The following is a 25,097-nucleotide window of genomic DNA, read 5'->3' on the forward strand; positions in this document are numbered from 1 at the left end:
GCAGTTCCTTTAGGGGCCAGCCCCTGACAAAAAGGCCCGGATCGCAAGATCCGGGCCTTTTTCGTTTCAATCACGCCTTGTCGGCGAAAATCAGAAGCGTGGCTGCCAGTCTACTGACATCCAGAACTGACGTCCCCACGGTGCGTGCAGACGGCTTTCGAAGCCACCCAGGATCGGCAGCAGTTGCGGCTGCTTGTCGAACAGGTTGCTGACACCGAGACTCAGGCTGATGTCGCTATCGAAATAATCGTCGAACAGATAGGTGTACTGCGCGTTCACCGTATCCCACGCATCGACCTTACCATCAGCGGGTGGCGGTGTACCGGTCAACAGATTGTTGACGGCGTCATCGAAGATCACTTCGTCCTGATAGTTGTAGGTTACAGAGGCGTTATGGTTCTCACGCATCCAACCTACACGCAACTGCGACTTCAGTTCCGGCACGGGCGCTACGATACCTGTGCGAGCATTCTGGAAGCCAAGCGCGTCCACGACATCACCACCATCAGCGTATTCATACTTGGTGTTGTATGTGGCACTCAAAGTGGCAGAGAAATTACCCAGGCTGGTGTCGAACGAGTAGTTAGCGCGGGCATCGAACAGATCCACCCATACCGTACTGACGTTCTGCGCCTGGCTCACAACTCGAGACACGCGCTGAGAGCCCGCTTCACGGGTCACACTTGCCTTGGGTGTACCACCAGCCGCGATCCAGGCATTCGCTGCCTGACGAGTCGCCGAGCCCGGTGTAGGATCGTAGGTGCCTGGGGTGGAACCAATCGCTGCCAGCATTTCTTCAAACTCGATGGCCACGATATCCAGCGTACCCAGGGTACGGATACGGTCAGTGTACTCGATAGACTGGTAATCCAGGCTCACACTCAGATCATCCAGCGGTTCCCAGGTAAAACCAACGTTCCAGATGTCGGATGTTTCCGGTTTCAGGTTAGGGTTACCTGACGAACAGGTTGCGCCACCATTGAGTACACCACCCGTGATCGGGTCAGCACCGAAGAAGATCTCACCGCAGTTCTCGTTTGGATCAAACGGACGTGCGTTGGCCGGTGTTGGTGCCAGGAAGCTTTCGCCAACAGAGGCACGGAAAGCCAGAGTGGGCAGCGCTTCCCAACGCAGCGCCACCTTAGGCGTAGTTGTTTCCAGACCAAATGTAGTGAAGTTTTCGTGGCGCACGGCAATCTGGGCATCCAGCGTTTCCAGAATCGGTACTTCAAATTCCAGGTAGGCTGCCTGAACACGACTACCGTAGTTGCGCGAGGTAGGTGGCGTATCAATGATGCTGGTGTTGTAATCAATGCCAGCTGCAGACAGCGGGTTGGCGTAGTTCCATTCCTGGATATCCCGCATCTGATAACCAACCGCCATTTGCGCCATACCGGCCGGCAGCTCATACAGGTCACCGGTTGCGTTCACTTCGAACACTGTCAGCTCCTGCTCCGAGGTACGGAACGGCACGGTAGGCGCAATCCAGTCGATCAGTTCCTGGCTGTTTGCTGTCACGCTGGCATTGTAGAACGGCGAACGTGGGTCCGCAGAGCCGAAGGGGTTAAACCACTCATTGCCGCCGGGACCACCCTGTCCGATCAAAGCGTTTGCCAGATTGGGCATATTGATCATACGCGCCGTGTAGTCTCGATGGGTGTGCTGGAATGAGTAAGAAGTATTCGCAGTCCAGGTATCGGAGACATCAAATCGTGCTCCCACCTTGTAGCGCTGAATCTTGTCCTCGTAGGTCTGCTTGCGAGCACCCGTTGCTTCATCGGCATAAGACGGCAACGTGCCGGCAGCAGCAAATGGACGCCACAGGAATGGACCGACGTCGCGATTAAACGGGTTAGCCGGGTGCGCAGCGGGTACAACCAGTGCCTCGCGGTTGTTGGCGTTTAGCTGGTAAGTCAGCGTGTTGTGGTTTTCGCTTTCACGGCTGGCCAGTGACATCTGCGCTTCCAGCTGCACGCGCTGATTGAGCTGATAGGTCAGGTTCTGGAATACGTTCGCCTCAGTCTTGCCCTCAGCCAACGGCCATTGCTGCGAATATGGGAAGTAGCAATTGCTGCCCAGCCGAATGCCACTGGGGTTATTGTCGCCCTGGCCAAGATCCGTTACATCATTAAACGTGCCACAGCTTGGATCGACCAGGTTGGAACCAACCTGCCTGCCGCCATGTACCTGGCCTGGGTTGGCGGTGGCACCCTGCAGTTCGCGCCAGACACCTGGATTGCCAGAGGTCGCCCAGCCGTAGTCGGCGCGCAGTGTGCGTGGACGTTCAAAGGTCATCAATGGCGTGGTGCGCGCGTAGTCTGCAGCGACTACCCAGTTGAGGCCATTACGGAAGTTGCGGCCAAACAGGATGCCGATCTTGTTGTCTTCAAACGCGCCGGGATCGTCTCGCTGGTGATAGACGCGCGTGCGCAGACCGTCAAAGTCTTTAACAGGGATCAGGTTGACTACACCGGCTACCGCGTCGGAACCGTAAAGCGCGGAACCACCGTCCAGAACGACTTCCAGACGATCAATGGCGATTTCTGGCAGCAATGTGTTGATACCAGCATCAACAGATCGGGTGCCATCCATCAATGTCAGCGTGCTGTTCTCACCCAGACCACGCAGGTTGAACGTAGTGCCAACACTTGACTGTGTACCACTGTTGCCGGCGTTAACGTTGGCGACCGTGTTGGTGTTCTGGGTATAGGTCAGGTCACGGATGTAGTTGCCCATGTTTGGTGCGCCAGACTCAAGAATGTCTGCCTGGCTGACAGTGTCTACCGGGTTGTTCTGGGCAAAGGCACTATTGCGGATAAAGGAACCGGTAACGATTACTTCTTCGATTTCAGCGGGCTCTTCCTGCTGGGCGACCGCCATGGCTGGCAGCGTCAATGTCCCCGCCAGGCAGGCGTGTATGAGATATCGCAACGATTGAGTTTTTCGATGACTAGTCATTACTTTGTATCACTCCGTTTATAATTTTAATTAGTACTACAGTGTTGGCTCTTGATGGCCGCAAAGCAGACGAGTAGCGACAAACGTCCGCTTTCGCACCGCTGGACTATACTTAAGTAATTAGAACTTGAGCGCACTGGTAAAAAAAATCACAATTGCTGTTACAACTCTGATACAAATGACCATGATTCTTTCTGACCGACAGAACGCTCGCCCTATCTCAGCTGACGCCTGAAATTCGGGCACCCTAAACAACTGACCCCTGTGCGCCGGATTGGCTGCACAGGGGTCGTCGGGAAAATTTGTGACACCTTGTGTCACAAATTGGAAACGTCCTCAGAACCAGTTGTCCCGCATATCCAGGCAGGTGCTGTCCAGGGCTGACAGTGTGTCGAGCCAGGGGCCGGTCCGAGTCAGCTCCCACCGAAAGAAGTACTGGCCAGCCTGCAGCTTGCCAAGATAGAAGTCATCGGGTTGCCCAGCCAGTTTGTGACCTTGTGCTACCAGCATCTGCTCCAGCCAGATCCACGCTACAACAATGTGTCCCATGGCCTCCAGATACAAAGAAGCGTTGGCCAGCGTCAATTCCAGAAAATCCGCCGCATGGAGTTGTCCGGTAACATCCAGCAGTCGATATAGAGCAGCATCCAACTCAGCGGCATATTCAGCGAGTTCCGGCTGGGCGGCAGCCTGTTGACTGCTCTGTAATATCAGCTGGGTCAACAATTCGAGCGCCGCACCATTGTGCATCACTACCTTGCGGCCCAGCAGATCCAGTGCCTGAATTCCATGCGTTCCCTCATGGATGGGATTGAGCCGATTGTCACGATAAAACTGCTCAACGTTGTAGTCGCGTGTGTAACCGTAACCACCGTGAACTTGAATTGCGAGGTTATTGGCTTCCAGGCACCACTGTGATGGCCAGCTTTTGGCAATCGGGGTCAGAATATCCAACAGCAGTGTGTGCTGATCGCGCTCTTCGTCCAGCGCTTCGCGCTCCAGATCCACCAGTCGGGCACAATACAGGTTGAGCGCAAGCCCACCTTCCACGTAGGCTTTCTGTGCCAGCAGCATGCGCCGCACGTCTGCATGATCGATCAGTCGAACAGGTTCTTTAGAGGGATCCTTGTTGGTAACAGAGCGACCCTGACGGCGCTCACGCGCGTAGTCCAGTGCGTGCAGGTAACCCGTGTAGCCCAGCGCTGCAGCCCCCAGGCCGACCCCAATGCGGGCTTCATTCATCATGTGAAACATGTACACCAGGCCTTTATGTTCCTGGCCAACCAGGTAGGCCACTGCCCCGGCTTTGCCCTGCGGCTGGAATTTCCCTTCGCCAAAATTCAGCAATGTGTTAGTCGTGCCACGATAACCCATTTTATGATTCAGTCCGGCAAGCACCACATCATTGCGCTCGCCCAGAGAACCATCGGCATTGACCAGCTGACGCGGCACAATAAACAGCGAGATACCCTTGACGCCTGCCGGCGCCCCTGGCGTTCTGGCCAGCACCAGATGCACGATATTTTCGGAAAGGGAATGCTCTCCGCCAGAAATCCACATCTTGTTGCCCGTCAATCGATAACTGCCGTCTTCCTGAGGCTCTGCCAGACAGCGCACATCTGCAAGCGATGACCCTGCCTGCGGTTCAGACAGACACATCGTGCCGAAAAAACGACCTTCCATCATGGGTTTCACCCAGGTTTCTATCTGCTCCCTGCTGCCATGCGCCAATAGCAGATTGGCATTACCTATGGTCAGGAAGGGATAGGCTGCCGTGCCCACATTGGCAGCGAGAAACCAGGCAAAACAGGCTTTTTCAACCACCGTCGGCAGTTGCATTCCACCCAGTTCATAGTCCTGCCCGGCTGCGACCAGACCCGCTTCTCCAAACGCATCAAGTGCCACCTTTACTTCTGGAATCATGTGCACGCGTTCGCCGTCAAACCAGGGTTCGTTACTGTCATTGAGTTTGTTGTGATTGGCGAAACGCTCGCTTGCCATCTGCTGACTCAAATCCAGTACGGTGTCAAATGTCTCTCGATTATGATCTCGATATCGGGGCAGCTCGGTCAGCTTTTCAGCATCAAGCCACTCATACAGCAAAAATTCAATGTCACGTCGGTTGAGTATCAGAGTGGACATAATGATCAGTACTACCTCTTATCAGAACGGGTCTTCGACTTGGTGGATGCAACAGCGGAAGCAGGTCGGAGGAAAACGGGGCAAATAGCGGGAAACGTCATGGGCAACGGGCGGCTCAATATCGACAAGATACTGAGCTGCCCGCTGAGACCCGATTGGATTATCGCTGATCCGGCAGCTTGTAACCGTCAGACTCAAGTTGTGCGCGCACAACCTTCTTGTCCATTTTGCCGGTAGCGGTCAGCGGAATGCTGTCAACAAACAGGACATCGTCAGGCAGCTGCCATTTGGCAAACTTCTGCTCGCAGTGGGCAAGCACCTGATCTGCAGTCACATCAGCACCGGGCTTCTTGATTACCAGAGCCACCGGCCGCTCATCCCATTTCGGATGCGGATGCGCGACGACACAGGCCTGGGCTACACCGGCCATGCCGGCAATATGGTTCTCAAGATCCACTGAGGAGATCCACTCACCACCCGACTTGATCAGGTCTTTAGAACGGTCGGTAATGATGATGTAGCCTTCCGGGTCAATCTTGGCAACATCGCCGGTAACCAGCCAGCCATCGTGGAACTTGTCCGGCTGAGGGTTGTTAAAATACTCAGAGCATATCCACGGACCACGTATCAGCAATTCGCCAAATGCTTTACCGTCGTGTGGCAGGGCATTCCATTTGTCATCAAAAATCTCTATCTCCAGTCCGGGAATCGGCAGGCCGGCTTTTGCCTGATTGGCAGCGCGCTCGGCATCGGACATTTCCAGATGCTTTCGCTTGCCAGTCCGGCGGCTGATGGTCGCCAACGGGCTGGTCTCTGTCATGCCCCAGCCCTGCACCATTTCAACGCCCAGCTCATTCCAGAACCATTCAATCAATGACGGGGGTGGCGCAGAGCCGCCACAGGTCAGACGAGTCAGCGTCTTGAACTCATATTTGCCAGGATTGGCTTCCATCAGACCTTTAATGCCCTGCCAGATGGTCGGCACACCGGCAGAAATGGTGACATCGCAGTCCCGAATCAGTCGCGCCAGATGATCGGGAACCATGAAACGATGCGGATAGACCTGTTTCATGCCCAGCATTGTGGCAACCCACGGCAGACCCCAGGCGTTGGCGTGGAAAAGCGGCACAATGCCCAGCAGTGTATCCGTGGCTGAGAGCCCCATGACGTCTGTCATGGCGATGGAGATAGTGTGGAGATAGTTAGCCCGGTGGGTGTACATCACGCCCTTTGGTTTACCGGTCGTGCCGCTGGTGTAACAAAGCCCCATGGGTGAGTTTTCATCAATTTCCGGCCATTCATAGCGGGTCGGCTTGTCTTTGATGAACTCCTCATAGTCGACCGCATTGGGCAGCGAGGTAGACCAGTTTTCAAACCCTGGCTCAGCGGCGACAACAATTTTTTCAACGCTCGGCATCTTGCCTTCAAGCTTTTCAAGCAAAGGCAGGATGTCCGCATCAACCACAATAATTTTATCCTGGGCATGAGTGATGATGTACTCAAGGTCAACTGGCGAAAGGCGGATATTCAGAGTGTGAACCACTGCCCCCATGCACGCGATGGCGTGGTAGCACTCGAGATGTCTGGCGCCATTCCACATAAATGTGGCAACGCGATCCCCAATCTGGACACCGGCATCATTCAGGGCATGCGCGAGCTGGTGCGCGCGATTACGGGTTTCCAGCATGGTCTGGCTGCGAACGCCAGTTTCGGTGGCCGTCTGCACCTCCACCTCGGGTTGCAGCATGGCGCCCCTGTCCATCAGCCGGTGCATTAATAAGGGAGTCTGTTGCATTGTCATTTATTCTGCTCCTGGTGGCACGATATAGAGATAGCAAGACTAAACCAGGCAGATACGCAGTTCAACAGATTGTGAATCGATTCAATTTGTCATGCAAAACCGCCTGATTCGCTTAAACGCGTCAGACCTCACTTTCGCAGTAACAGCTTGATTTTTTATGCAGTAAATAGCGGCTCTCGCATCAGTCCTGATGCAGAGCCGCCAAAGAACAACCCTCTAAACAGTCAGATGAATAACAACTATCACTGACGCGTATACGTGGAGCTCATCAATACTTCACCGGCCTCATTGGTCTGCACCATCTCCACCTTTGGACTTGTAGGGCCGAACAACCATTTGGCCGTGATATAGACACGATTGAACACGGGCGGAAGGGTCACGTAACCACCGACAAGATTGGTGGACTGCCCCATGCCGACACCATCCCACATGCATGCGGCTTTACCACGTGACTCGACACGATAATAACCGTCGCCAAACTGGGGCTCCGGGATATTGATCTCGGTTATCGTCAAGGTACACTCATCACCTGCATCAGACACATAAACACCTTCGATCTGGGCCAGCGCAACAGGTGCCATCAAGGACAGAGCCACTCCGGCCATTGCACTTCGCCACACGCCGCGCTTGCTTGCATTTTTCATCATGTCTTTCCCCTGCTCTCAGTTGGATCATAAAAATTGCATGGCTTGTCAGGTCTCGCAAAATAATAATTTGCGGACGCACCCGACTGTTTATTCAGCCTTTTTGCTTTAGTTGAAAGGGTGCAGGTGGAATAGTAATCAAGCGCCACGGCAGCGTTTTGATTTAAATCAAATGACGATTGCGACAATTGTACAAGCGCGTAAAAAAGAAAGGCTGCTCCGGCAAACGCCAGAGCAGCCACAAGAGACTACCCATCAAGAGGAACTTCAAGTACTACAGATCTGGCAGGGTTCCCGACCTGCCAGCCATCAAGCGGCGGCTTCCGACCGCACGCGTTGATCCAGGTGTGCCATTGCCCAGTGTGCAGATTGAATCGCACTTTCCATCCAGGCCGACTTACGACTGATTTGATCTCCGATCATGTAGTGACGCCCGGCAGGTTGCTGCAGCAGTGAATACTGCACTTCCCGTTCGGGTGTCATGCTGCCCCAACGCGCAGAACAGCCCAGCATATGATTCATGCGGTGCCAGGCGATGGTGATACCGTGCTCGGCCATCTCGCGATACTGCGGGTGAATCTTTTCACCCTGAGACAGCATCTCTTCAATTCTCTCTTCCTGTGTCAGACGCTGCCAGCGATCACCACCGCCGTAGTCATAGGCAGCGAGCATCACGCCCTTCTGCTTGAGCAGCCCGTGGAAGGGATACCAGATTTGCCGAATCGGTTGATTGGTCCAGGTGATCCCGCCATAAATCTCTTCATCTTCCCAGAAGCGCTGCTTCATCTGGAAGGCACCTTTATAAGCAACACCGCGACGGATCTGTTTCATCGCTTCGCGATATTCTTCAGGGAAGTTGTTTTCAATACCAACCATCAGGTGTGCAGGGATACAGTTAAAGACGTAATCAGCAGTGATAGTGTGGCGTTCGCCATTCTGGTCATAGGTCACATCAATGCTGTCGCCATGATCATGCACAGCCATGACCATGGCGTGGTACTGCACTTTGCCCTCAAGCTTGCGCAGGAAGCCTTTGATGATATTGTCCATGCCATGAACCGGCTGCATCAGCATCGGGGCTGTCTCGCCTTCGTTTTCGAGCAGCACGGAACGCAGCAGGCCGGTATCGGCTTTCAGCAGGTCACGGATCTGAATCATTTCTTCCTGCACCGGGTCGGATATAAACCCACCAGAGGCATAGCCACTGCGCAGACTGCCGGTGTAGCGTCCGTCCTGGTCCAGGTCGCCAAACTGACGAATCAGCGTTACGACCTTGCTGGCTTCCTCATCCGTAAAGGGCTGGTCGAGTTCTGCGGCATTAAAGCCCTTGAACATCATCTCGGCCATGAAGCCTTTCAGGTTGGTGCTGATATCGATATTGCGCATGGGCTTGCCGCCATTCAGGTCGGGATCATGCACCAGCGCGTTTTTGTTCTCGTTGATGAACATTTCCAGCTCAACTCCGAGTTCCTTGCAGTAGTTCAGTACATTTTTGTGTGAACTGGGAATTCGGGCAGCACCGCAGTTGAAGTAAAGATGCGGCTCATCATCAAAATTACAGATCTGGGGGTTGCCGATCTCGTCGATCAGGTCTCCGTGGCGAACTGTCATGACTCGTCCACCGCAGCGGTGGGATGCCTCCAGCACGGTGCAGTCATAACCTGCTTTGCCAAGTTCGTAGGCCGTCGTCAGGCCGGAGATACCTCCACCCAGTACAACAACCCGCTTGCTCTGTCCGTTCAGTGGCATCAGGTTCGGCACACTGGCCGAGGTGCTGGCGGGAATCAGACCCAGCGCTCCGCCTACGCCGAGTACGGCAGCGACACCGCCAGTGGCGGCAATTAGATTCAGAAATTCACGACGCGTTACGGGTTTTGACACTTGCGATATCCTCTGCAGTCCATACTTCTACTTCTTGGCCGAGTGGCCGGGCTGGCGTCTATGCACCATTGGCTGATCATCGGTGACACCATTATGCGCATGCCACAGCAAAAAGTCCTGCCCGAAACATACCAAAAACCTACCCGGTTCACCCTGGCAACATTCCAGGCCCAAGCGAAACGCCCTGTTTTAGTGCGCTACATTGCTATCGGCACCAAATGCTGGCGGCTTGAGCCCGCGCCACACGCGGGACGATCAGAACTCCCGTGTGCAATGTGGCATCATCAATGCGTGGCCTCAATCTTGCATCGTCAGGCGCTGGAGATATTCAGCGCCTGCCTCTCGGCACAGCCATGACCATAGTCACTACGCTGTCAGGGTAAGCCTTGATATAACGCAACATGTGCACGTAAATGCTTGACGTTCGGTGCCGTTTTTGTTTGCATAGATGGATACAAGAAAGATTGCCTATGGCCGATAAAACAACGATAAAAATGCAGGACTATCAACTCGTCAAGGTCGGTGACTGGGAAGTGTCGCCGGGCGCCTGCACTGTCTCGAAAAACACCTCCGGCACCGCTCAAGGCCAGCAAAACTCAGCTGGCGAACTCATCGAGAACAAAGTTACGCCACGCAGTATGGATGTTCTGCGCCTGCTCATCGAGAACGCCGGCCAGGTAGTCAGCCCCACTCAGATGCTTGAGAGTATCTGGCGCTCTCCTATCGCCACCGACCACGCTGTCCACAAAGCCATTGCAGAGTTACGCGGCGCATTACAGGACGACGCGCATAAGCCCATATATATCAAGACGATACCAAAACGCGGCTATACTTTGATCGCGCCTGTGACGGCTGTGGCCAGTCACGTTGCCGAGGATGAATCAAGCACTGATAATTCTGACCCACAAACTGCAAATCGGTTCCCGAGCGCGTCTGTTGGCGGGACATCCGCTGACCCGCGATCAATTCACGCCGCACAAAGCACACACACAGAATCTCCCACCGCGGGTGGCTGGTCTGGCGCCCTGTTTGGCTGGCTGGACCATCGCCCGCTCTGGCAACGATTTTTTGCGGCCGCGATGTTGATTGCCATGGTGGTAGCAGCCCCTGTTCTCATCAAGAGCCCGGAATCGACGCCAGCAGCTGACGGCGTTGTGCGACTTGCGGTACTGCCTTTCACCAGCCGCGACTTCAGTGACGAGAATCAGATCCTGGCCGAAGGTATCCGTGAATCGCTGATTCATGGACTGGCAAAACTTGGACATCTGCAGATCCTGTCACGCCCTCGTGGCGCCGAAATGATCAATGCCTCCATGTCTCGGGGAGGCCGCTATGACGATGCCTCGGAGCTATACAATGCAGATCACATCCTGCAGGGCAGTGTCATGATGTCCGAGGGTCATCTGCGCGTTATCGTGCAACTGGTCCGCGCCAGCGATGGGCTGCGCGAATACTCAGATCAGTTCGATCTGCCCATGAACGATATATTCGCTGTCCAGGATCAGATTGTCGAAAATGTGGTCGATGCCCTGCGCATATACCTCAATGACAGCGAACGTGAGCAGATGCGCGATTGGGGTACAACCAACCCTCTTGCCTATGAACGATTTCTGCGCGGCGAGTTCTACAATAACCAGTTCAATCCTGCCGACTGGCAGCGCGCCATGGACTACCACCGTAATGCTATCGAACTGGACCCCGATTTTCTGAATGCCTACCACGGCCTGGCCACAGCCGCCAATAACCTTGCGGTATACAGCGCGGGAGAACGTATTCACGAGCTGCTACAGGTTGTGCTGGACGTTCACCGGGAAATCTCCCGCATAGATCCGGACAGTGAAATACTGGACTCCATCCACGCGATCAAACTACGGATGCGAGGCTCCAGCTATGTACAGCAGGAAATGCAGCTACGCGAACAGATACTGTCCGGCAACCCACCCCGCTTTGCGATGGCGCACTATGCGCTCCTGCTGATTGGGGCTCGTATGTACGACGAGGCCTCCCAGTTTCTGGACCAGGCGTCCGAGGTTGGCCCCTTTGAGATATCTCCCGACGAAGTCTGGAGCTACAGGCACAACGTGATGACACCCTCAGAGGCTGTCATCGCGCGTAAAAACGAATTGCAGCAGCGACCATACCATGTGTCCTATCTGGGATCGGTGGCTGTAAACCTGGCACTGCTGGGGGACTTCAGACAGGCACAGATCTATCTGACCCAGCAGCGCGAGGTCGATCAGGACGGTATCCTGACACACTACAGTGAGTCAGTGATCAACTTTCTGGCAGGCAATATCCGGGCAGATGACAACAGTTATCTAGGCGCCATGCGTGACGAGCCCGACTTCTACTTCAACAACGGCGTGCTGGCCTTTATGGCAGGCGATATCGACACCGGTGTCGCCTACTGGCAAAACCTGCAACCGGTTCATCTGCGTCGTCTCTTCAATGTCACCCACGCGGCGGAAAAGCTTTTTCCCGACCACGTACTTGCATCATCTGACTATCAGGATCTGCTTGAATCCCTGGGAGCGGGTATCAGCTGGCAACACCGGTTGATGGAAGGTGTAATGGCGATGGAATCGATCACAGGCATTTCTCTTAGCCGCCGATCTCGTGACGCCTATGAGAATCAGCAGTTCATGCAGAAAAATAATCTGTGGAATGAGCAACAGTGGGCGGAATACGAGCATCACAAGACCCAGCGTCTGACCCAGGCGTCCACCCTGAACGCTGCTCGAGTCCACTAAGTCAGAATCTCTCAAAAGCCGCGCCATACGTGAGCTGGAGAGTGTTTTAGTAGGTATTGAGAAGGTTTTAGGGAGGACTTTGCACATGCGCTGATCTAATAATCAGACTGCCGTTGGGTCAAAAACCATATAACAACTCCAGCCGGCATGCTCTTACTCGGTTCACGAACAAGACGCACTTACTACATAAAAGGAAATATCAATGAACAAGTCACTAAAACTCTGCACACTGTCATCGTCACTGGTGCTGCTGGGCTCGTTGACTGCTGGCGCTCAGCTGGCATACGGCCAGGAAGCGGCTCCGGAGCTCGAAGAAGTGGTGGTCACCGGTTCCCGCGGTGCACCGCGTACTGCCCTTGAATCAGCAGCGCCCATCGACGTGTTTTCCGCTCAGGACTTCCAGGACCAGGGTACCGCAGACATGAATGATCTGCTGCGTAACCTGATTCCAACATTTAACGTAGACGTTCAGGACATCAACGACTCCAACTCGCTGGTACGCCCGGCGACACTGCGTGGTCTGCCGGCAGACGATACGCTTGTTCTGGTTAACGGCAAACGTCGTCATCGCTCTGCAGCAATCCAGTTCGGCCGTCAGGGAACCCACTTCCCGGACGTCGCCCAGATTCCACCGATCGCCCTGCGCCAGGTAGAAGTGCTGCGTGACGGCGCATCAGCCCAGTACGGTTCTGATGCCATCGCCGGCGTAATCAACTTCCTGCTGAAAGAAAACCGTGACGGCGCCACTTTTGAAGCCAAGCACGGTCGTCTGACTGAAACTGACGACGGCATGCTGAACTACTACGCCGGTAACGTGGGCCTGCCACTCGGCCCGGACGGCTTCGTCAGCCTGAGTTTCGACCTGACTGACCAGCGCCGCAGCGACCGTTCCGTGCAGCGTGGTGACGCGCAGGCGCTGATTGACGCCGGCAACAACGCTCCACGCGTTAACGTGCAGCGCCAGGGTCTGCCCGACTCCGAACTGGTTAACTTCTTCATGAACTCCGGCATCCAGTTGAGCGCCAACCAGGAACTGTATGCTTTTGCTGGTTATGGCGAGAAAGAAGTTGAGCTGGGTTTCTTCTACCGTAACCCGGAAAACCGAGGTGGCGTATTCACAAGCGGTTCACGTCAACTTTTTGCGGATCTGACCCCCAACGACGGCGTTGGCTGCCCGAATATTCCACGCGGCGTTAATCCGCAAACTGGCGTGACCAGCTCGCTGGCAGCACGTGATGCAAGCGCGGCCAACCCCAACTGCTTCTCATTCGCCGAGTGGTTCCCGGGCGGTTACACGCCTGACTTCGGTGGCACAAACGTTGATACCATGGCAGCTGCCGGTATCCGCGGCGAGCTGGATGATGGCACCCGTTACGATGTCAGCATCAACAACGGCTTTAACGAGATGAAGTACTTCATCTACAACACCGTCAACCCTTCCATGGGTCCGGATTCACCGACTTCATTTGAGCCGGGTATCTACACCACGATTGAGAACACCGTTAACGTCGACCTGGTAAAAGGTTTTGACGTTGGCATGTACTCCGACCTGAACATCGGCTACGGTGCAGAATGGCGCCGTGAGATCTTCAAGGTAAGTAACGAAGATCAGGACTCATACCGCATTGGACCATATGCCAACCAGGGCTTCGGTGTAGGTTCTGACGGCTTCCAGGGTTTTGGTCCGGACCAGCAGGGTTCATGGGATCGTAAGAACTGGGCCTTCTACGTGGATATGGAAATTGACGTGACCGAGCGCCTGTTACTGGGTGCTGCGATCCGTTACGAGGATTTCTACAACACCTTTGGTGACACCACCAATGGTAAGTTGAGCGCCCGTTACCGTCTGACAGATACCATGAACATCCGTAGTACTGTGAGCACCGGTTTCCGTGCCCCGTCGCCCGGCCAGGCCAACATCTCCAACATCTCTACCGGTGTTGTTGATTCCATCCCGGTTACACAGGGTCAGATTCCGCCAACCAACCCGATCTCCCAGCGTTTTGGTGGTACCGAGCTGACACCAGAAGAAGCAACCAACTTCAGTATCGGCTGGACCGCGGAACTCGGACCAGTTGACCTGTCTGTGGACTACTACCGCATCGATATCGACGACCGTATCCTGAACTCCGCGACCTTCGACATTACGCCGCAGATCGCTCAGGAACTGGAAGATTCCGGTATCTCCGGTGCGCGCAGCATCGTGTCGTTCAACTACTACACCAACGACATGTCCACCACCAACGAAGGTGTGGAAGTGGTTGCGTCCTGGGACATGGACTGGCAGAACGCTGGCACCACCAGCTTCAACGCCTCTTGGGCTTATCAGACACAGGAGCTGAAGGAATTCACACCTGGTTTGCTGACCCGCGCCAACGTGGCTGACCTGGAAGACGGCATTCCCAAGAATCGTCTGAACTTCCGCGCCAACCACAACTATAACGACTGGCGTTTCACGCTGCAGGCGAACTACTACGATGAGTACTTCCGTGTGCCAAGCAATGCGAACCCGGCTCGTGACTACTGGGTAGGCGACAAGACCATCTTCTCCAGCGAAGTGGCCTACACCTACGACAACCGCTACACCTTCATCATTGGTGCTGACAACCTGTTCAACACCATGCCAGAGCGGGTACGTCCCGTGGACTTCAGTGCTACCAGCAGTAATATCTACCTGACTGATGGTGCATTCAGCCCGAACGGACGATTCCTTTACGGTCGCGTACAGATCAATCTGTAAGCGTTAAGCGGACCAAATGGGGGGACGGAGCCGTGCTCCGTCCCCTTTTTTAACAAGAGTGGATTTGCATGATGAAAGCCAAAAAAGCAGGATTCTGGGTTAGTCTGGCGCTGGGTGCCGCACTGTGCACAACTGCACAGGCAGCGACAATCGATGGCGTAGAAGTCAGTGACCGGTTCTGTTTGACCTGCCACGGCACCGATGGCCAGGGCAACCAGGGCATTGACGCACCGCGTCTGGCCGGTATGGAGCGCTGGTATCTGAAGCGGCAGCTGGAACTGTTCAGGGATGGCCTGCGTGGCACACACCCTGAAGATATCCCCGGCCAGGAAATGCAGCCCATGGCTGAAATCCTGACCGATGAAAGCATAGAGGACATACTGGACTGGGTTGCGACCTGGGAATACAAACCCGCTGAAATTACCATCACTGATGGTAACGCCGAGCGTGGACAGACACTTTATCAACCCTGTGCGGCCTGCCACGGTGCCGATGCCCAGGGTAACGAAGCCATGAATGCACCTGCCCTGGCGGGCCAGAACGACTGGTATATTGTTAATCAGTTAAATGCATTCAAGAATGGTCACCGCGGCTACGATTCGCGAGACACCTATGGCTCACAAATGGCCCTGATGGCCCGCGCCATTCCTGACGAGCAGGCCATGAAAGACATTGCCAGTTACATCAACACGCTGGGGCGCTGATACAGCTCATTATCCCAGTTATTATTCAAGGAGAACTTCAATGTCAGTGAGCAATCGATTCAAGCGTTCACTTCTGGGACTCTCGCTGGCTATCAGCCTGCCCTTGATGAGCACCCAGACAAACGCTCAAGATGAAAATGTCATCATCCACCCGAACCCCGGCACCTTTCCCATCGCCAATGCCGTTGAAGTGGGTCCTGGCGCGTCCATCATTTTCCATAGTGGTGTCACTCCCGCAGCCGCCAACCCCGATGCCGAGCGCGGCACACCGGAGTACTACGGCGACACAAGAACGCAGGCAATCAGCGTCTTCGAGCGTACCAAAGCCAATCTGGAAAACCTGGGTCTGAGCATGGGCGATGTCGTGAAGATGACCGTGTTCCTCGTGGGTGACCCGGCCAACGGCGGCGAAATGGACTTCGATGGCTTCATGGAGGCCTATCGCATGTACTGGGGTACGGAAGAGCAGCCGCGCCTGCCGGCACGCTCTACTGTAGAAGTGGCTCGTCTGGTTGGGCCACTGATGTTTGTTGAAGTTGAGGTCATTACAGCGAAAACCCGCTGATAGTTACAATCAGCTACAACTCGTATACTATCGGGGAATGCGGCATTGTCTGCATTCCCTTTTTAGTGTCCCAACGTATTTTTTCTCAAGCTTGACCTGTTTGTTTAACGCACAATAAAAAATAGAGAATATACAATCATGTCTCTTACAGATTCGCTACAGGACTTGCGTAATTATCTGCATGACTCCGCGCAGATGACTACAGATTCGCAGCTGCGAAATTATGTTAAAACCACGTCGCTAACCCTGGTTGGTGAGGCTCCCCCCTTACGTGTGACACCTGAGCAGGCACAGGCCTATATCGGCCAGGATGTTGGGCTGACCAACTGGTTCCTGATTTCGCAAAGCCTGGTCAATCAGTTTGCTGAATTTTCTGGCGACTTTCAGTTTATACACGTTGACCGTCAGCGCGCGGCACGTGAGACCTGTTATGCAGGCACCATCGCACATGGCATGCTTGTCATGGCCCTGATGCCAACCTTTGCAACCTATGGCAGTCTGAAAATACAGGGAACCCAGCAAAATATCATTTACGGGCTCGATCGCGTTCGCTTTCTCAATCCGGTGCGGATTGGTTCGCGGTTACGCGGCCGCTTCAAACTCCTGAGCGTACAGGAGCGCAGTGGCAACGAATACCTGTTGCGTCACGCTGTCACTATTGAGATTGAAGGCGACGACAAACCCGCCTTGATTGCGGACTGGATTGTCGTCGCCGTTCTATAGTGCATTATTGGCAAAGTCTGGAGCGGGCCTCATGGTATTCCCGCTTCAGGCGAGCTACCAGCTCGGCGGTTGATACAACTTCCCGCACGACCCCGATACCCTGACCACAGCCCCAGATATCACGCCAGGCTCGTTTTTCACCGCCACCACCGAAATTCATTTTACTCGGATCCGATTCAGGCAGATTGTCCGGATCCATACCGGCGTTGATAATACTGCCTTTCAGGTAGTTGCCATGAACTCCGGTGTAGAAATTGCTGTAGACGATGTCATCGGAGTTGCTTTCGACAATCATCTTTTTGTAGTCATCAACAGCGCGAGCTTCGTGAGTGGCAATAAAAGGCGAGCCGATATAAGCCAGGTCAGCACCCATGGCCTGGGCCGCCAGAATGGCACCGCCGGTGGCAATTGACCCCGACAACAAAACAGGACCATCAAACCACTCACGCACCTCCTGAATCATCGCGAACGGGCTTTTTACGCTGGCGTGCCCGCCTGCACCCGCCGCAACACAGATCAGGCCGTCGGCGCCCTTATCAATGGCCTTGCGGGCAAACACATTGTTGATGACATCATGCAGGGTGATGCCGCCCCAGCCGTGCACTGCCTGATTGACATCTTCACGAGCACCCAGGCTGGTAATGATGATGGGCACTTTGTACTTCTCGCACAGCGCCATGTCATGATCCAGGCGGTCATTGCTGCGATGCACAATCTGATTGATCGCAAAAGGTGCCGCAGGATTGTCGGGGTTTTTCTGGTTGTAATCGTCCAGGGTTTCGGTGATTTCTGCCAACCAGTCTTCAAGCTGTTCGGCAGGCCGGGCATTCAGGGCAGGCATGGAACCGATGATCCCGGCCTTGCATTGTTCGATCAGCATGGTTGGATTGCTGATGATAAAAAGTGGTGAACCAACTACCGGTAGCGGCAGATCTCTCAATACAGCGGGCAGGCGTGACATGAACTCTCCCTACGCAAACGAATCAACAGTCAATATTGGTGGTGATGGACGGAATAATCAGAGACTCTTGTTTAGCTCCCTAGCCCCTGCAGAACGACCTTACCCACGGTGTGTTCAGTTTTCATGGCCTGATGGGCCCGCTCCAGATTTTCGGGGCTCATGACACCAAAATTCTCTCCAACCGTGGTTTTTAATTTACCTTGATCAACCAGCTCAGCGACTCGGGTCAGCAGAACATGCTGAGCCTTGATATCTGATGTCGTAAACAGCGGTCTGGTAAACATGAACTCCCAGTGCAGTGACAGGCTTTTCTGCTTCATCAGTTTGATATCAAGCGGCTCGGCAGGATCATCAATCAGCGTCAAACGCCCTTGCGGGCGCAGCATGGTGACAAGATCAGCATAATGCTGGTCAGTGCGATTGATCGAGGCCACATCAGTCACATCCTTGAGCCCGGTTGCCTCCAGCTGCGCAGCCAGTGGCTTGCTGTGATCAAGCACGTGATGGGCGCCCAGTTGACTGACCCACTCGCGACTGTGGGCACGCGAGGCCGTACCGATAACGGTGGCAGAGGTCAATTGGCGAGCCAGTTGTATCAGCATGGAGCCGACGCCGCCGCCAGCACCCACGACCAGCAAGGTCCGGTCAGCCGAGGCTTCCCCTTCCTGGATCTGCAGACGATCAAACAGCATTTCCCAGGCAGTAATCGTGGTTAGAGGCATGGCTGCTGCCTCGGCATCACTCAAGGACTTCGGTGCCAAAGCGCAGATACGTTCGTCGACGCACTGAAATTCGGCGTTGCAACCTGCGCGACTGACATCACCGGCATACCAGATTCTATCGCCAGGCTTGAACATGCTCGCCGCACTGCCCACACCCACGACCTCACCGACCGCATCCCAGCCGAGTATCTTTGGCTGGTCATCCGGCGGGGTCACCCGCCCCCGAATTTTGGTATCTACCGGGTTGACAGCAATAGCTTTGACACGCACAAGCACATCATGCGGCCCTGGCTCAGGTTTCTCACATTCAATCAGCGCGAGGGCGTTGGTACCGGTATATCCTACAGCTTGCATAAACGCTTCCTTATTGTCAGATCATCCCCGAGTATACTTGCCTGACAAAAAAAAGGCAGCCCAAAGGGCTGCCTGATAATGGCGAATATTAAAGCATTTAACCTTCCGTGCGGAGTTACTTACCAGCCTCGATCAACTTCTCATTGCTGGCAGAGATCGGGATCTGGCGCGGTTTCATCGCCTCTGGAATCTCACGGCGCAGCTCAATGTGCAGAAGGCCATTTTCCAGCTTGGCACTAATCACACGGACGTGGTCGGCAAGCTGGAAGACCCGTTCAAAGTTTCGGGCTGCAATGCCCTGGTGCAGGTACTGACGTTCGGTGGACTCTTCCGCCTTATTGCCTTTGACCTTGAGAGTCTGATGTTCAGACTCGATATTCAATTCTTCGTTGGTGAATCCGGCCACTGCCATGGTGATCCGGTATTCATCTTTATCCAGCCGCTCAATATTGTAGGGCGGATAACTGGGCTGACTCTGTTCGCGCTGTGCAACAGAGTCGAGTAACTGGCTGATATGCTCAAAACCAATGGCTGAGCGGTACAGGGGTGCAAAATCAATCGTTCTCATAGCTATATCCTCATCAAGCAATATATAAAAGTTTGGTTTGTTTGATGCCCATCCTCAGATCTGACATCCGGTCAGCCTCTACGAGCCCTGACCTTAATCACTTATTTGTGGCCGAGCTTTTTGAATTTCAAGGGGCCTGTCCAAAATTTCGTAAATTTTGGGCAGAGCCAGCAAAGCTGGTCTATAAACAGAATGTGTACACGGAAAGTACACGCTAGTCGTCAGGGAAGGCGGACACCGGAGAAAGCCCCTCGCTTCCTGCTGGATCCGGTGATGCAGTCGGGGTATCGGCCCGGTACGGCCGATACCCCGTTTTTTGCCAGTTGCCGGGTCACCATTCCTACGCTTCTATACATTCGTTCATGCATGTATAATCCCGATCCAGGAATTCAGGTTGCCACGCGCAACCTTCAGATCAGTATCAAGTACAGGTAGAAAGCATGCCACGCAGGACCAAAGAAGAGGCTGAGCGTACCAGACTGCGGATTCTGGAAGCCGCTGTGGATACCTTCTTCGAGAAGGGTGTCGCCAAGGCAACGCTGAACGATATCGCGATACGAGCACAAGTCACCCGTGGCGCAATTTACTGGCACTTCAAAAACAAACTGGATGTTTTTGCTGCTCTGCACGAACAGCTGCATCAGTCCGTTTCAGATACCATCCTTGAAGACCTGGAGAACGACCACCCTCACCCGCTATTGCAACTGGAACGATTGAGTACCGATCTGCTCAGAGACCTCGAGAACGATGTCGGGCGTTTTAAAATACTGACGATTTTCTTTCTCAAGTGTGACTATTCCGACGAAATGCTGAGCATCCTCCAATACCAGAACAAAAATCGGCGGGAAGGTATCGAGCTGTTCTCGCGTTACTTCCAGCGTGCCAAGCAGCATGGCCATCTTCCTGCAGACGTTGAGCCTCAGGTCTTGAGTGTTGCGCTGATGGCTTATCTGACGGGAATGGTCTACGAATACCTGACGGATCCTGACGCAATGGCCATGAAAACCGAGGCCAGCAAGTACACACGCCTGTTTTTCCGGAACATTGGCTGAAATTGCATCAGCGCTTACCGAAGCTGCCGGATTACCCTATAATCAAACCGATTGTTCTGATCCACCAGATTATCAGGACGGACTTCCGTGTATGCCAGCCGCACACACACAGGGACGGCTCCCAGCCGCTTTTTGATTCTGGTAGCTGTGCCCGCTTCGGCCATTCTTCACTTGCTGCTGGCAGCGGCATGGCCGGGTATTGACCTGCGGAACGAGCAGGCTGCGGCATCAAGCCTCAGTGTCGCGATTGATCTGGGAGCCAGTTATTCGGAAATCAGCGCTGTTGCTGGCAACCAGAATGCAACCGCCGCTGCCTCTGCGAGCACACCACCTGCTCCACCATCTGCGCAATCCCTGCCCATTGAGCCTTCCTCTGTTGTTGAAACTTCACGGCCTGAAACCCCGGCCGAGACTGTCACCGAGACCGCAGCGGCCACAGTGCCGGCTCCCCAACAGCAAAATATGCCAACAGGCAATGCTGCCAGCGAGCAGCCTGCTGCGATGCAGGTAGCAGCCACGCCGACCCAAGAGCAAAGCGCAGAGCAGCCAGACATGGAGCCCGCAACAGATCTTCCGCCGGAAGTCATGGTGCAGCCCGAAACACAGCCAATCTCCATGACCACACAGCAGGAACTGGCTGAGGTAATCGACCAACTGCAGTCTACCACCGAGGCTTCTCTGTCAGAGATACTGGAGCGGCTGACAACTCAGCCACCTGAAGGTTATGAAATAAGCGTTTCACAGATAGCAGAATCTGGCCCCACGGCGTTAAGCAGCTACCGCGTGACCATTCAGACTGAACTTGGCGACGGCCTGGCCAGCACGGAGCTTACAATAACTGAACGTCCATTCTCCTGGTATGCCAAGTTTATTAATCGCTGGGACAATGATGTGATAATGGCCAACGACCAGATTTTTGGCCGTTTCCACTCGAACAGCCCTGTCAACCTTGAAACCGACTGGCGCGCCAGACCACTCTTCGCAGGCCCAGTCACACTGGCCACGCACCAGTCTATCGGTCGCCGCCTGCGCGAATCTGACATATTCACGGACGAAGTGGAAACAGGCATTGGGCGCATAGATATGCCCGATGCCATTGTGCCAGCAGTTTTCCCGGGGCAAGGCAGCGGACTCCAGGTGATTAGCTATGATCAGTACACACAGCTTACCTTTCTGGGTGCGGATGGTTTTAACTGGTATCAGCCCGACACCCAGCTCGGTGGCCACCAGCCATTGACTGATGATGTGCTGATTATTGCCGGCACCGACGACAGCCGGTTTGATGTATCCGGCACCATACATGGGCAGGTCGCCATCTACTCTCCGCGCCGTATCACGATTACTGATGATCTGGTTTATGCCGACCAGAGCGCCGGCGCAAATCACCTGCTCAGCCTGACCAGCAACGGCAGCATCGAGATTGCCAATCCCTCAGTCACCGGCACAGGTGATCTGGTCATTCACGGCGCTCTGTTTGCGCGTCAGCGCTTTAGCGTAAGGCGTTACAACACGCGCGCGCAGGGGCGCCTGCATATCGTGGGCACTCTGGTAGCCGGTTCAATCTCGGCGACCGAGCCGCGTTACACAACGTTGGTTGAATATGACAGCCGTTTCGAATCAATCAGACCACCAGCCTTCCCGACCACAGGACTGTTTGATATGAGCGAATGGGATCGTGAGTGGACGATTACAGCAGCACCTGACGCATTTCCTGCAGGCGCTGATGGCATTGCTCAGCAACCGGCAGACGAATAATGCAGGCTTCGAGAAGAGAAATGGCAACATCCCTTTCTTCACTCTGCCAGTAATCACGGGAGCTGTTCAGGTAGGCGGCTTCCAGATTAGCCTGAAATACGCTGCGACTGGGGCTTTCCAGATCTTTGCCAAGGTACTCGTGATAAACAGATATCACCTGCCCCCATTGTTGATTCTCCCAGTGTCTGGCTGCCAGTGACATGTAGTATTGCTCTATCGCCTGCAGCGCACCGGCGCGGACCACATGGGCGTCACGCAGTTGGTCTGGTGTTTCGGCAAGCAGCGCCTCAGCCAGCCCAAGCCCTTCCTCAACCTCGTTATTGCGCAGCATCCACTCGGCCCGATGCGACTGTAAAAGCAGCATGGGCAGCAGCGTATCTCTATCGGTGAAGCGATGCTGTTCGAACAGGGACACCGTTTGCCAGGCAGCCAGATAGGGGTCGATTCTCGACATCAGCGCCGTCCAGGCAGCCTCGTCATGCCGCTTCAGGTAGTCAGCCTCCTGGTAGTAATAGACCAGACGGTTATGCTGTGCCACCAGGTCATCCGCCTGCATCAGCCCCTTAAGCTCGGCCATGCGCAGTCGGTCGGCGTAGTTCATGCGGTCAACACTGATATGTTGCACCCACATATTTTCAAAGCCCAGTTCAGCAGCGCTGATCTGGCGTCGACTTTCATAGTCGTTATAATCGGCCACCACCAGTCGGCGCTCAGAAAACCATTGCTCGGCCTGCCGCGCAAAAAATTCGGGATCGCGAATCACATCGAATCCGTCTTCGGATGTTGTCTCAATTTCTATTATCTGTCCGTCGTCGAGCATCAGCTGCGCAAAAGCATGGCTGGGCATGATGACGCCACTGGCGTTCAGACCCAGGTATTCCGCCAGCACGATATACAGCAGCGCCGAACTGATACAGTTATAAACCCCGGTATCGAGGATCTCGGCCATGGCACTCTGGTTGGCATCATAGCCGGCGCTAAAAAAATGCCGGTGCATCAGCCGCAACAGTAGCGCGCCTGTTTCACGCGGACTGACAGCCTCAATCAGTTCGTCATGGCTGGCAAGGAAACTCAGCAGTTGTTCCCGATAGTGGTGATAGTCGGCTTCTGAGCGGACATTTCCGGATGCCACCAAAAACAGGGCCAGCAGCTCGTCAGCGCTGGCCTGTTGCGCAGAAGGTCCCGTGAACTGGTCAATGACCTGCTTCTCAAACGGGGTCAGAGCGGTCCAGGCGGGCTGGCCGGGGACAGCAAATTCGCTACGGTCGATATCGCGCTCGTCTGCACTGGCGGCCACACTGATCCAGAGCGTCAGCCACAGTGTGCCGAGCAGGTACAGTGTTTTTGCCATGGCGACCCGCCTCCAGGTGTCAGACCTTAACCTCGATCGTATTGATAACCCGCAATGCTTTGGCAATAGCTTCATCGACCGACTCACCGTTGGCAAGCGCCACGCCCATTCTCCGCTCACCACGCACTTCCGGCTTGCCAAACAGGCGCAAGTCGGTGTCTGGCTCACTTAGTGCCTGAGCCAGATTACTAAAGCTCACGCGGTCCGATTCTCCCGCTACCAGCAACACCGCGGACGCTGAGGGACCACGCTGCCTGATTAGCGGTACCGGCAGGCCCAGAATGGCGCGCGCGTGCAGGGCGAATTCGGACAGGTTCTGGGAAATCAGTGTGACCAGCCCGGTATCGTGCGGTCGCGGTGAAACCTCACTGAAATAGACCTGATCACCTTTCACAAACAGTTCAACGCCAAACAGGCCATAGCCGCCCAGGGCGCCTGTTACCGCCTCTGCCACCTCGCGGGCTCTGGCGAGGGCCTGGTCGCTCATTGCCTGAGGCTGCCAGGACTCGCGATAGTCGCCCCGCTCCTGGCGGTGTCCGATCGGCTCACAGAAGCTGGTGCCGTCACGGTGGCGGACTGTCAGCAGCGTAATTTCATAGTCAAAATCAACAAACCCCTCAACAATCACCCGACCTTTACCGCTACGACCACCAGACTGCGCATACTCCCAGGCTGCATTCATGTCCTCGGCAGTCCGGACAATACTTTGTCCCTTGCCGGAGGAGGACATGATGGGTTTGACAACACAGGGTATACCGACATCCTTGATAGCGTCGAGATACTGGGTTCTGGTGTCGGCAAACCGATACGGAGAGGTCGGCAATCCCAGTTCTTCAGCCGCCAGACGGCGGATACCTTCACGGTTCATGGTCAACTGTGCAGCACGGGCGGTTGGAATCACCTGCCAGCCCTCTGCCTCGAGCGCCACCAGCTCCTGCGTCGCAATGGCTTCAATCTCGGGAACAATCAGGTGGGGCTGTTCCTGCTCGACGATAGCTCTGACGGCACGGGCATCCAGCATGTCGATGACGTGGCTGCGATGCGCCACCTGCATGGCGGGCGCTCTGTCATAGCGGTCTACTGCAATCACTTCGCAGCCAAGCCTTTGCAGCTCAATAACCACTTCCTTGCCAAGTTCACCACTGCCCAGCAGCATTATCCGTGTGGCAGATGCCGACAAGGGGGTGCCTATGACTGTCGCAGCTGCGCTTCTGCCCTGGTCCGGGTTGTGTTCTTTGTCGTTAGCCTTGTTCAAAATCTTTCTGCTCTTTCGTTGGTACTATGTTGATTCATCAGCGCCACTCAGTGATGTGGACCACTTGCCAGGACACCAGCTCGTTTCGCTGTCTGTATCCCTCGCATTCTTCCAGAACGCTTGCTCGGATGGAAGGACTTTGATCATTGGTTTAAGCTTTGCAGGCAATTC

At 54.7% G+C, this 25,097-nt stretch carries 17 protein-coding genes; 7 read left to right on the plus strand and 10 right to left on the minus strand.

Features of this window, described 5'->3' with window-relative positions; translation table 11 throughout:
* Positions 1–90: 90 nt before the first annotated feature.
* The 5 genes from QGM61_RS05740 to QGM61_RS05760 form a co-directional block, all read right to left on the minus strand.
* Positions 91–2,958 (minus strand): TonB-dependent receptor domain-containing protein, encoded by a 2,868-nt coding sequence (locus tag QGM61_RS05740; RefSeq protein ID WP_237133958.1) that lies wholly within the window; start codon positions 2,956–2,958, stop codon positions 91–93.
* Positions 2,959–3,294: 336 nt separating this feature from the next.
* Positions 3,295–5,100: an acyl-CoA dehydrogenase gene (locus tag QGM61_RS05745; protein ID WP_281132280.1), complete on the minus strand. Its 1,806-nt coding sequence runs from the start codon at positions 5,098–5,100 to the stop codon at positions 3,295–3,297.
* A 160-nt stretch (positions 5,101–5,260) separates the two neighbouring features.
* Entirely contained in the window at positions 5,261–6,901 is a 1,641-nt protein-coding gene (locus QGM61_RS05750; RefSeq protein ID WP_281132281.1) for a long-chain fatty acid--CoA ligase, read from the minus strand.
* Positions 6,902–7,143: 242 nt separating this feature from the next.
* On the minus strand, positions 7,144–7,548 hold the full coding sequence (locus tag QGM61_RS05755; RefSeq protein WP_237133952.1) for a hypothetical protein: 405 nt from the start codon (positions 7,546–7,548) through the stop codon (positions 7,144–7,146).
* Positions 7,549–7,854: 306 nt separating this feature from the next.
* Positions 7,855–9,426, minus strand: a complete 1,572-nt coding sequence (locus QGM61_RS05760) for an FAD-dependent oxidoreductase (RefSeq protein ID WP_237133951.1) — start codon at positions 9,424–9,426, stop codon at positions 7,855–7,857.
* A 470-nt stretch (positions 9,427–9,896) separates the two neighbouring features.
* On the opposite strand from QGM61_RS05760, the gene QGM61_RS05765 reads away from it, so the two are divergent.
* The 5 genes from QGM61_RS05765 to QGM61_RS05785 all read left to right on the plus strand — a co-directional run bounded on the left by QGM61_RS05765 (position 9,897) and on the right by QGM61_RS05785 (position 16,908).
* Positions 9,897–12,176, plus strand: coding sequence for a winged helix-turn-helix domain-containing tetratricopeptide repeat protein (locus tag QGM61_RS05765; RefSeq protein ID WP_281132282.1), 2,280 nt, complete (start codon positions 9,897–9,899; stop codon positions 12,174–12,176).
* 202 nt (positions 12,177–12,378) lie between these two features.
* Complete coding sequence (locus QGM61_RS05770; RefSeq protein ID WP_237133949.1) at positions 12,379–14,916, plus strand: TonB-dependent receptor plug domain-containing protein; 2,538 nt, start codon at positions 12,379–12,381, stop codon at positions 14,914–14,916.
* A 68-nt stretch (positions 14,917–14,984) separates the two neighbouring features.
* A complete protein-coding gene (locus tag QGM61_RS05775; protein WP_237133948.1) occupies positions 14,985–15,620 on the plus strand; it encodes a c-type cytochrome in 636 nt (211 codons plus the stop codon).
* 40 nt (positions 15,621–15,660) lie between these two features.
* Positions 15,661–16,185: a RidA family protein gene (locus tag QGM61_RS05780; RefSeq protein WP_237133947.1), complete on the plus strand. Its 525-nt coding sequence runs from the start codon at positions 15,661–15,663 to the stop codon at positions 16,183–16,185.
* Positions 16,186–16,323: 138 nt separating this feature from the next.
* The gene (locus QGM61_RS05785; protein WP_281132283.1) at positions 16,324–16,908 is read left to right on the plus strand and encodes a MaoC family dehydratase; all 585 of its coding nucleotides are present in this window, start codon (positions 16,324–16,326) and stop codon (positions 16,906–16,908) included.
* Positions 16,909–16,912: 4 nt separating this feature from the next.
* Here QGM61_RS05785 and QGM61_RS05790 read toward each other — a convergent pair whose 3' ends face one another.
* The 3 genes from QGM61_RS05790 to QGM61_RS05800 form a co-directional block, all read right to left on the minus strand.
* Positions 16,913–17,869: an NAD(P)H-dependent flavin oxidoreductase gene (locus tag QGM61_RS05790; protein ID WP_281132284.1), complete on the minus strand. Its 957-nt coding sequence runs from the start codon at positions 17,867–17,869 to the stop codon at positions 16,913–16,915.
* A 71-nt stretch (positions 17,870–17,940) separates the two neighbouring features.
* On the minus strand, positions 17,941–18,945 hold the full coding sequence (locus QGM61_RS05795) for a zinc-binding alcohol dehydrogenase family protein (RefSeq protein ID WP_237133944.1): 1,005 nt from the start codon (positions 18,943–18,945) through the stop codon (positions 17,941–17,943).
* A gap of 115 nt (positions 18,946–19,060) precedes the next feature.
* Positions 19,061–19,513, minus strand: coding sequence for an Hsp20 family protein (locus tag QGM61_RS05800; RefSeq protein WP_237133943.1), 453 nt, complete (start codon positions 19,511–19,513; stop codon positions 19,061–19,063).
* A 440-nt stretch (positions 19,514–19,953) separates the two neighbouring features.
* On the opposite strand from QGM61_RS05800, the gene QGM61_RS05805 reads away from it, so the two are divergent.
* Positions 19,954–20,565: a TetR family transcriptional regulator gene (locus QGM61_RS05805; RefSeq protein ID WP_281132285.1), complete on the plus strand. Its 612-nt coding sequence runs from the start codon at positions 19,954–19,956 to the stop codon at positions 20,563–20,565.
* A gap of 87 nt (positions 20,566–20,652) precedes the next feature.
* Entirely contained in the window at positions 20,653–22,320 is a 1,668-nt protein-coding gene (locus QGM61_RS05810) for a hypothetical protein (protein ID WP_281132286.1), read from the plus strand.
* Here the strand turns inward: QGM61_RS05810 and QGM61_RS05815 are convergent.
* Together QGM61_RS05815 and purT are read right to left on the minus strand one after the other, a co-directional pair.
* Positions 22,253–23,671, minus strand: a complete 1,419-nt coding sequence (locus tag QGM61_RS05815; RefSeq protein ID WP_281132287.1) for a transglutaminase family protein — start codon at positions 23,669–23,671, stop codon at positions 22,253–22,255. The genes QGM61_RS05810 and QGM61_RS05815 overlap by 68 nt on opposite strands.
* 19 nt (positions 23,672–23,690) lie before the next feature.
* Positions 23,691–24,863: a formate-dependent phosphoribosylglycinamide formyltransferase gene (gene purT, locus QGM61_RS05820; protein ID WP_281132549.1), complete on the minus strand. Its 1,173-nt coding sequence runs from the start codon at positions 24,861–24,863 to the stop codon at positions 23,691–23,693.
* Positions 24,864–25,097: the final 234 nt, after the last annotated feature.

It is taken from the genome of Pseudohongiella sp. SYSU M77423 (assembly GCF_029911965.1).
GTDB lineage: Bacteria > Pseudomonadota > Gammaproteobacteria > Pseudomonadales > Pseudohongiellaceae > Pseudohongiella.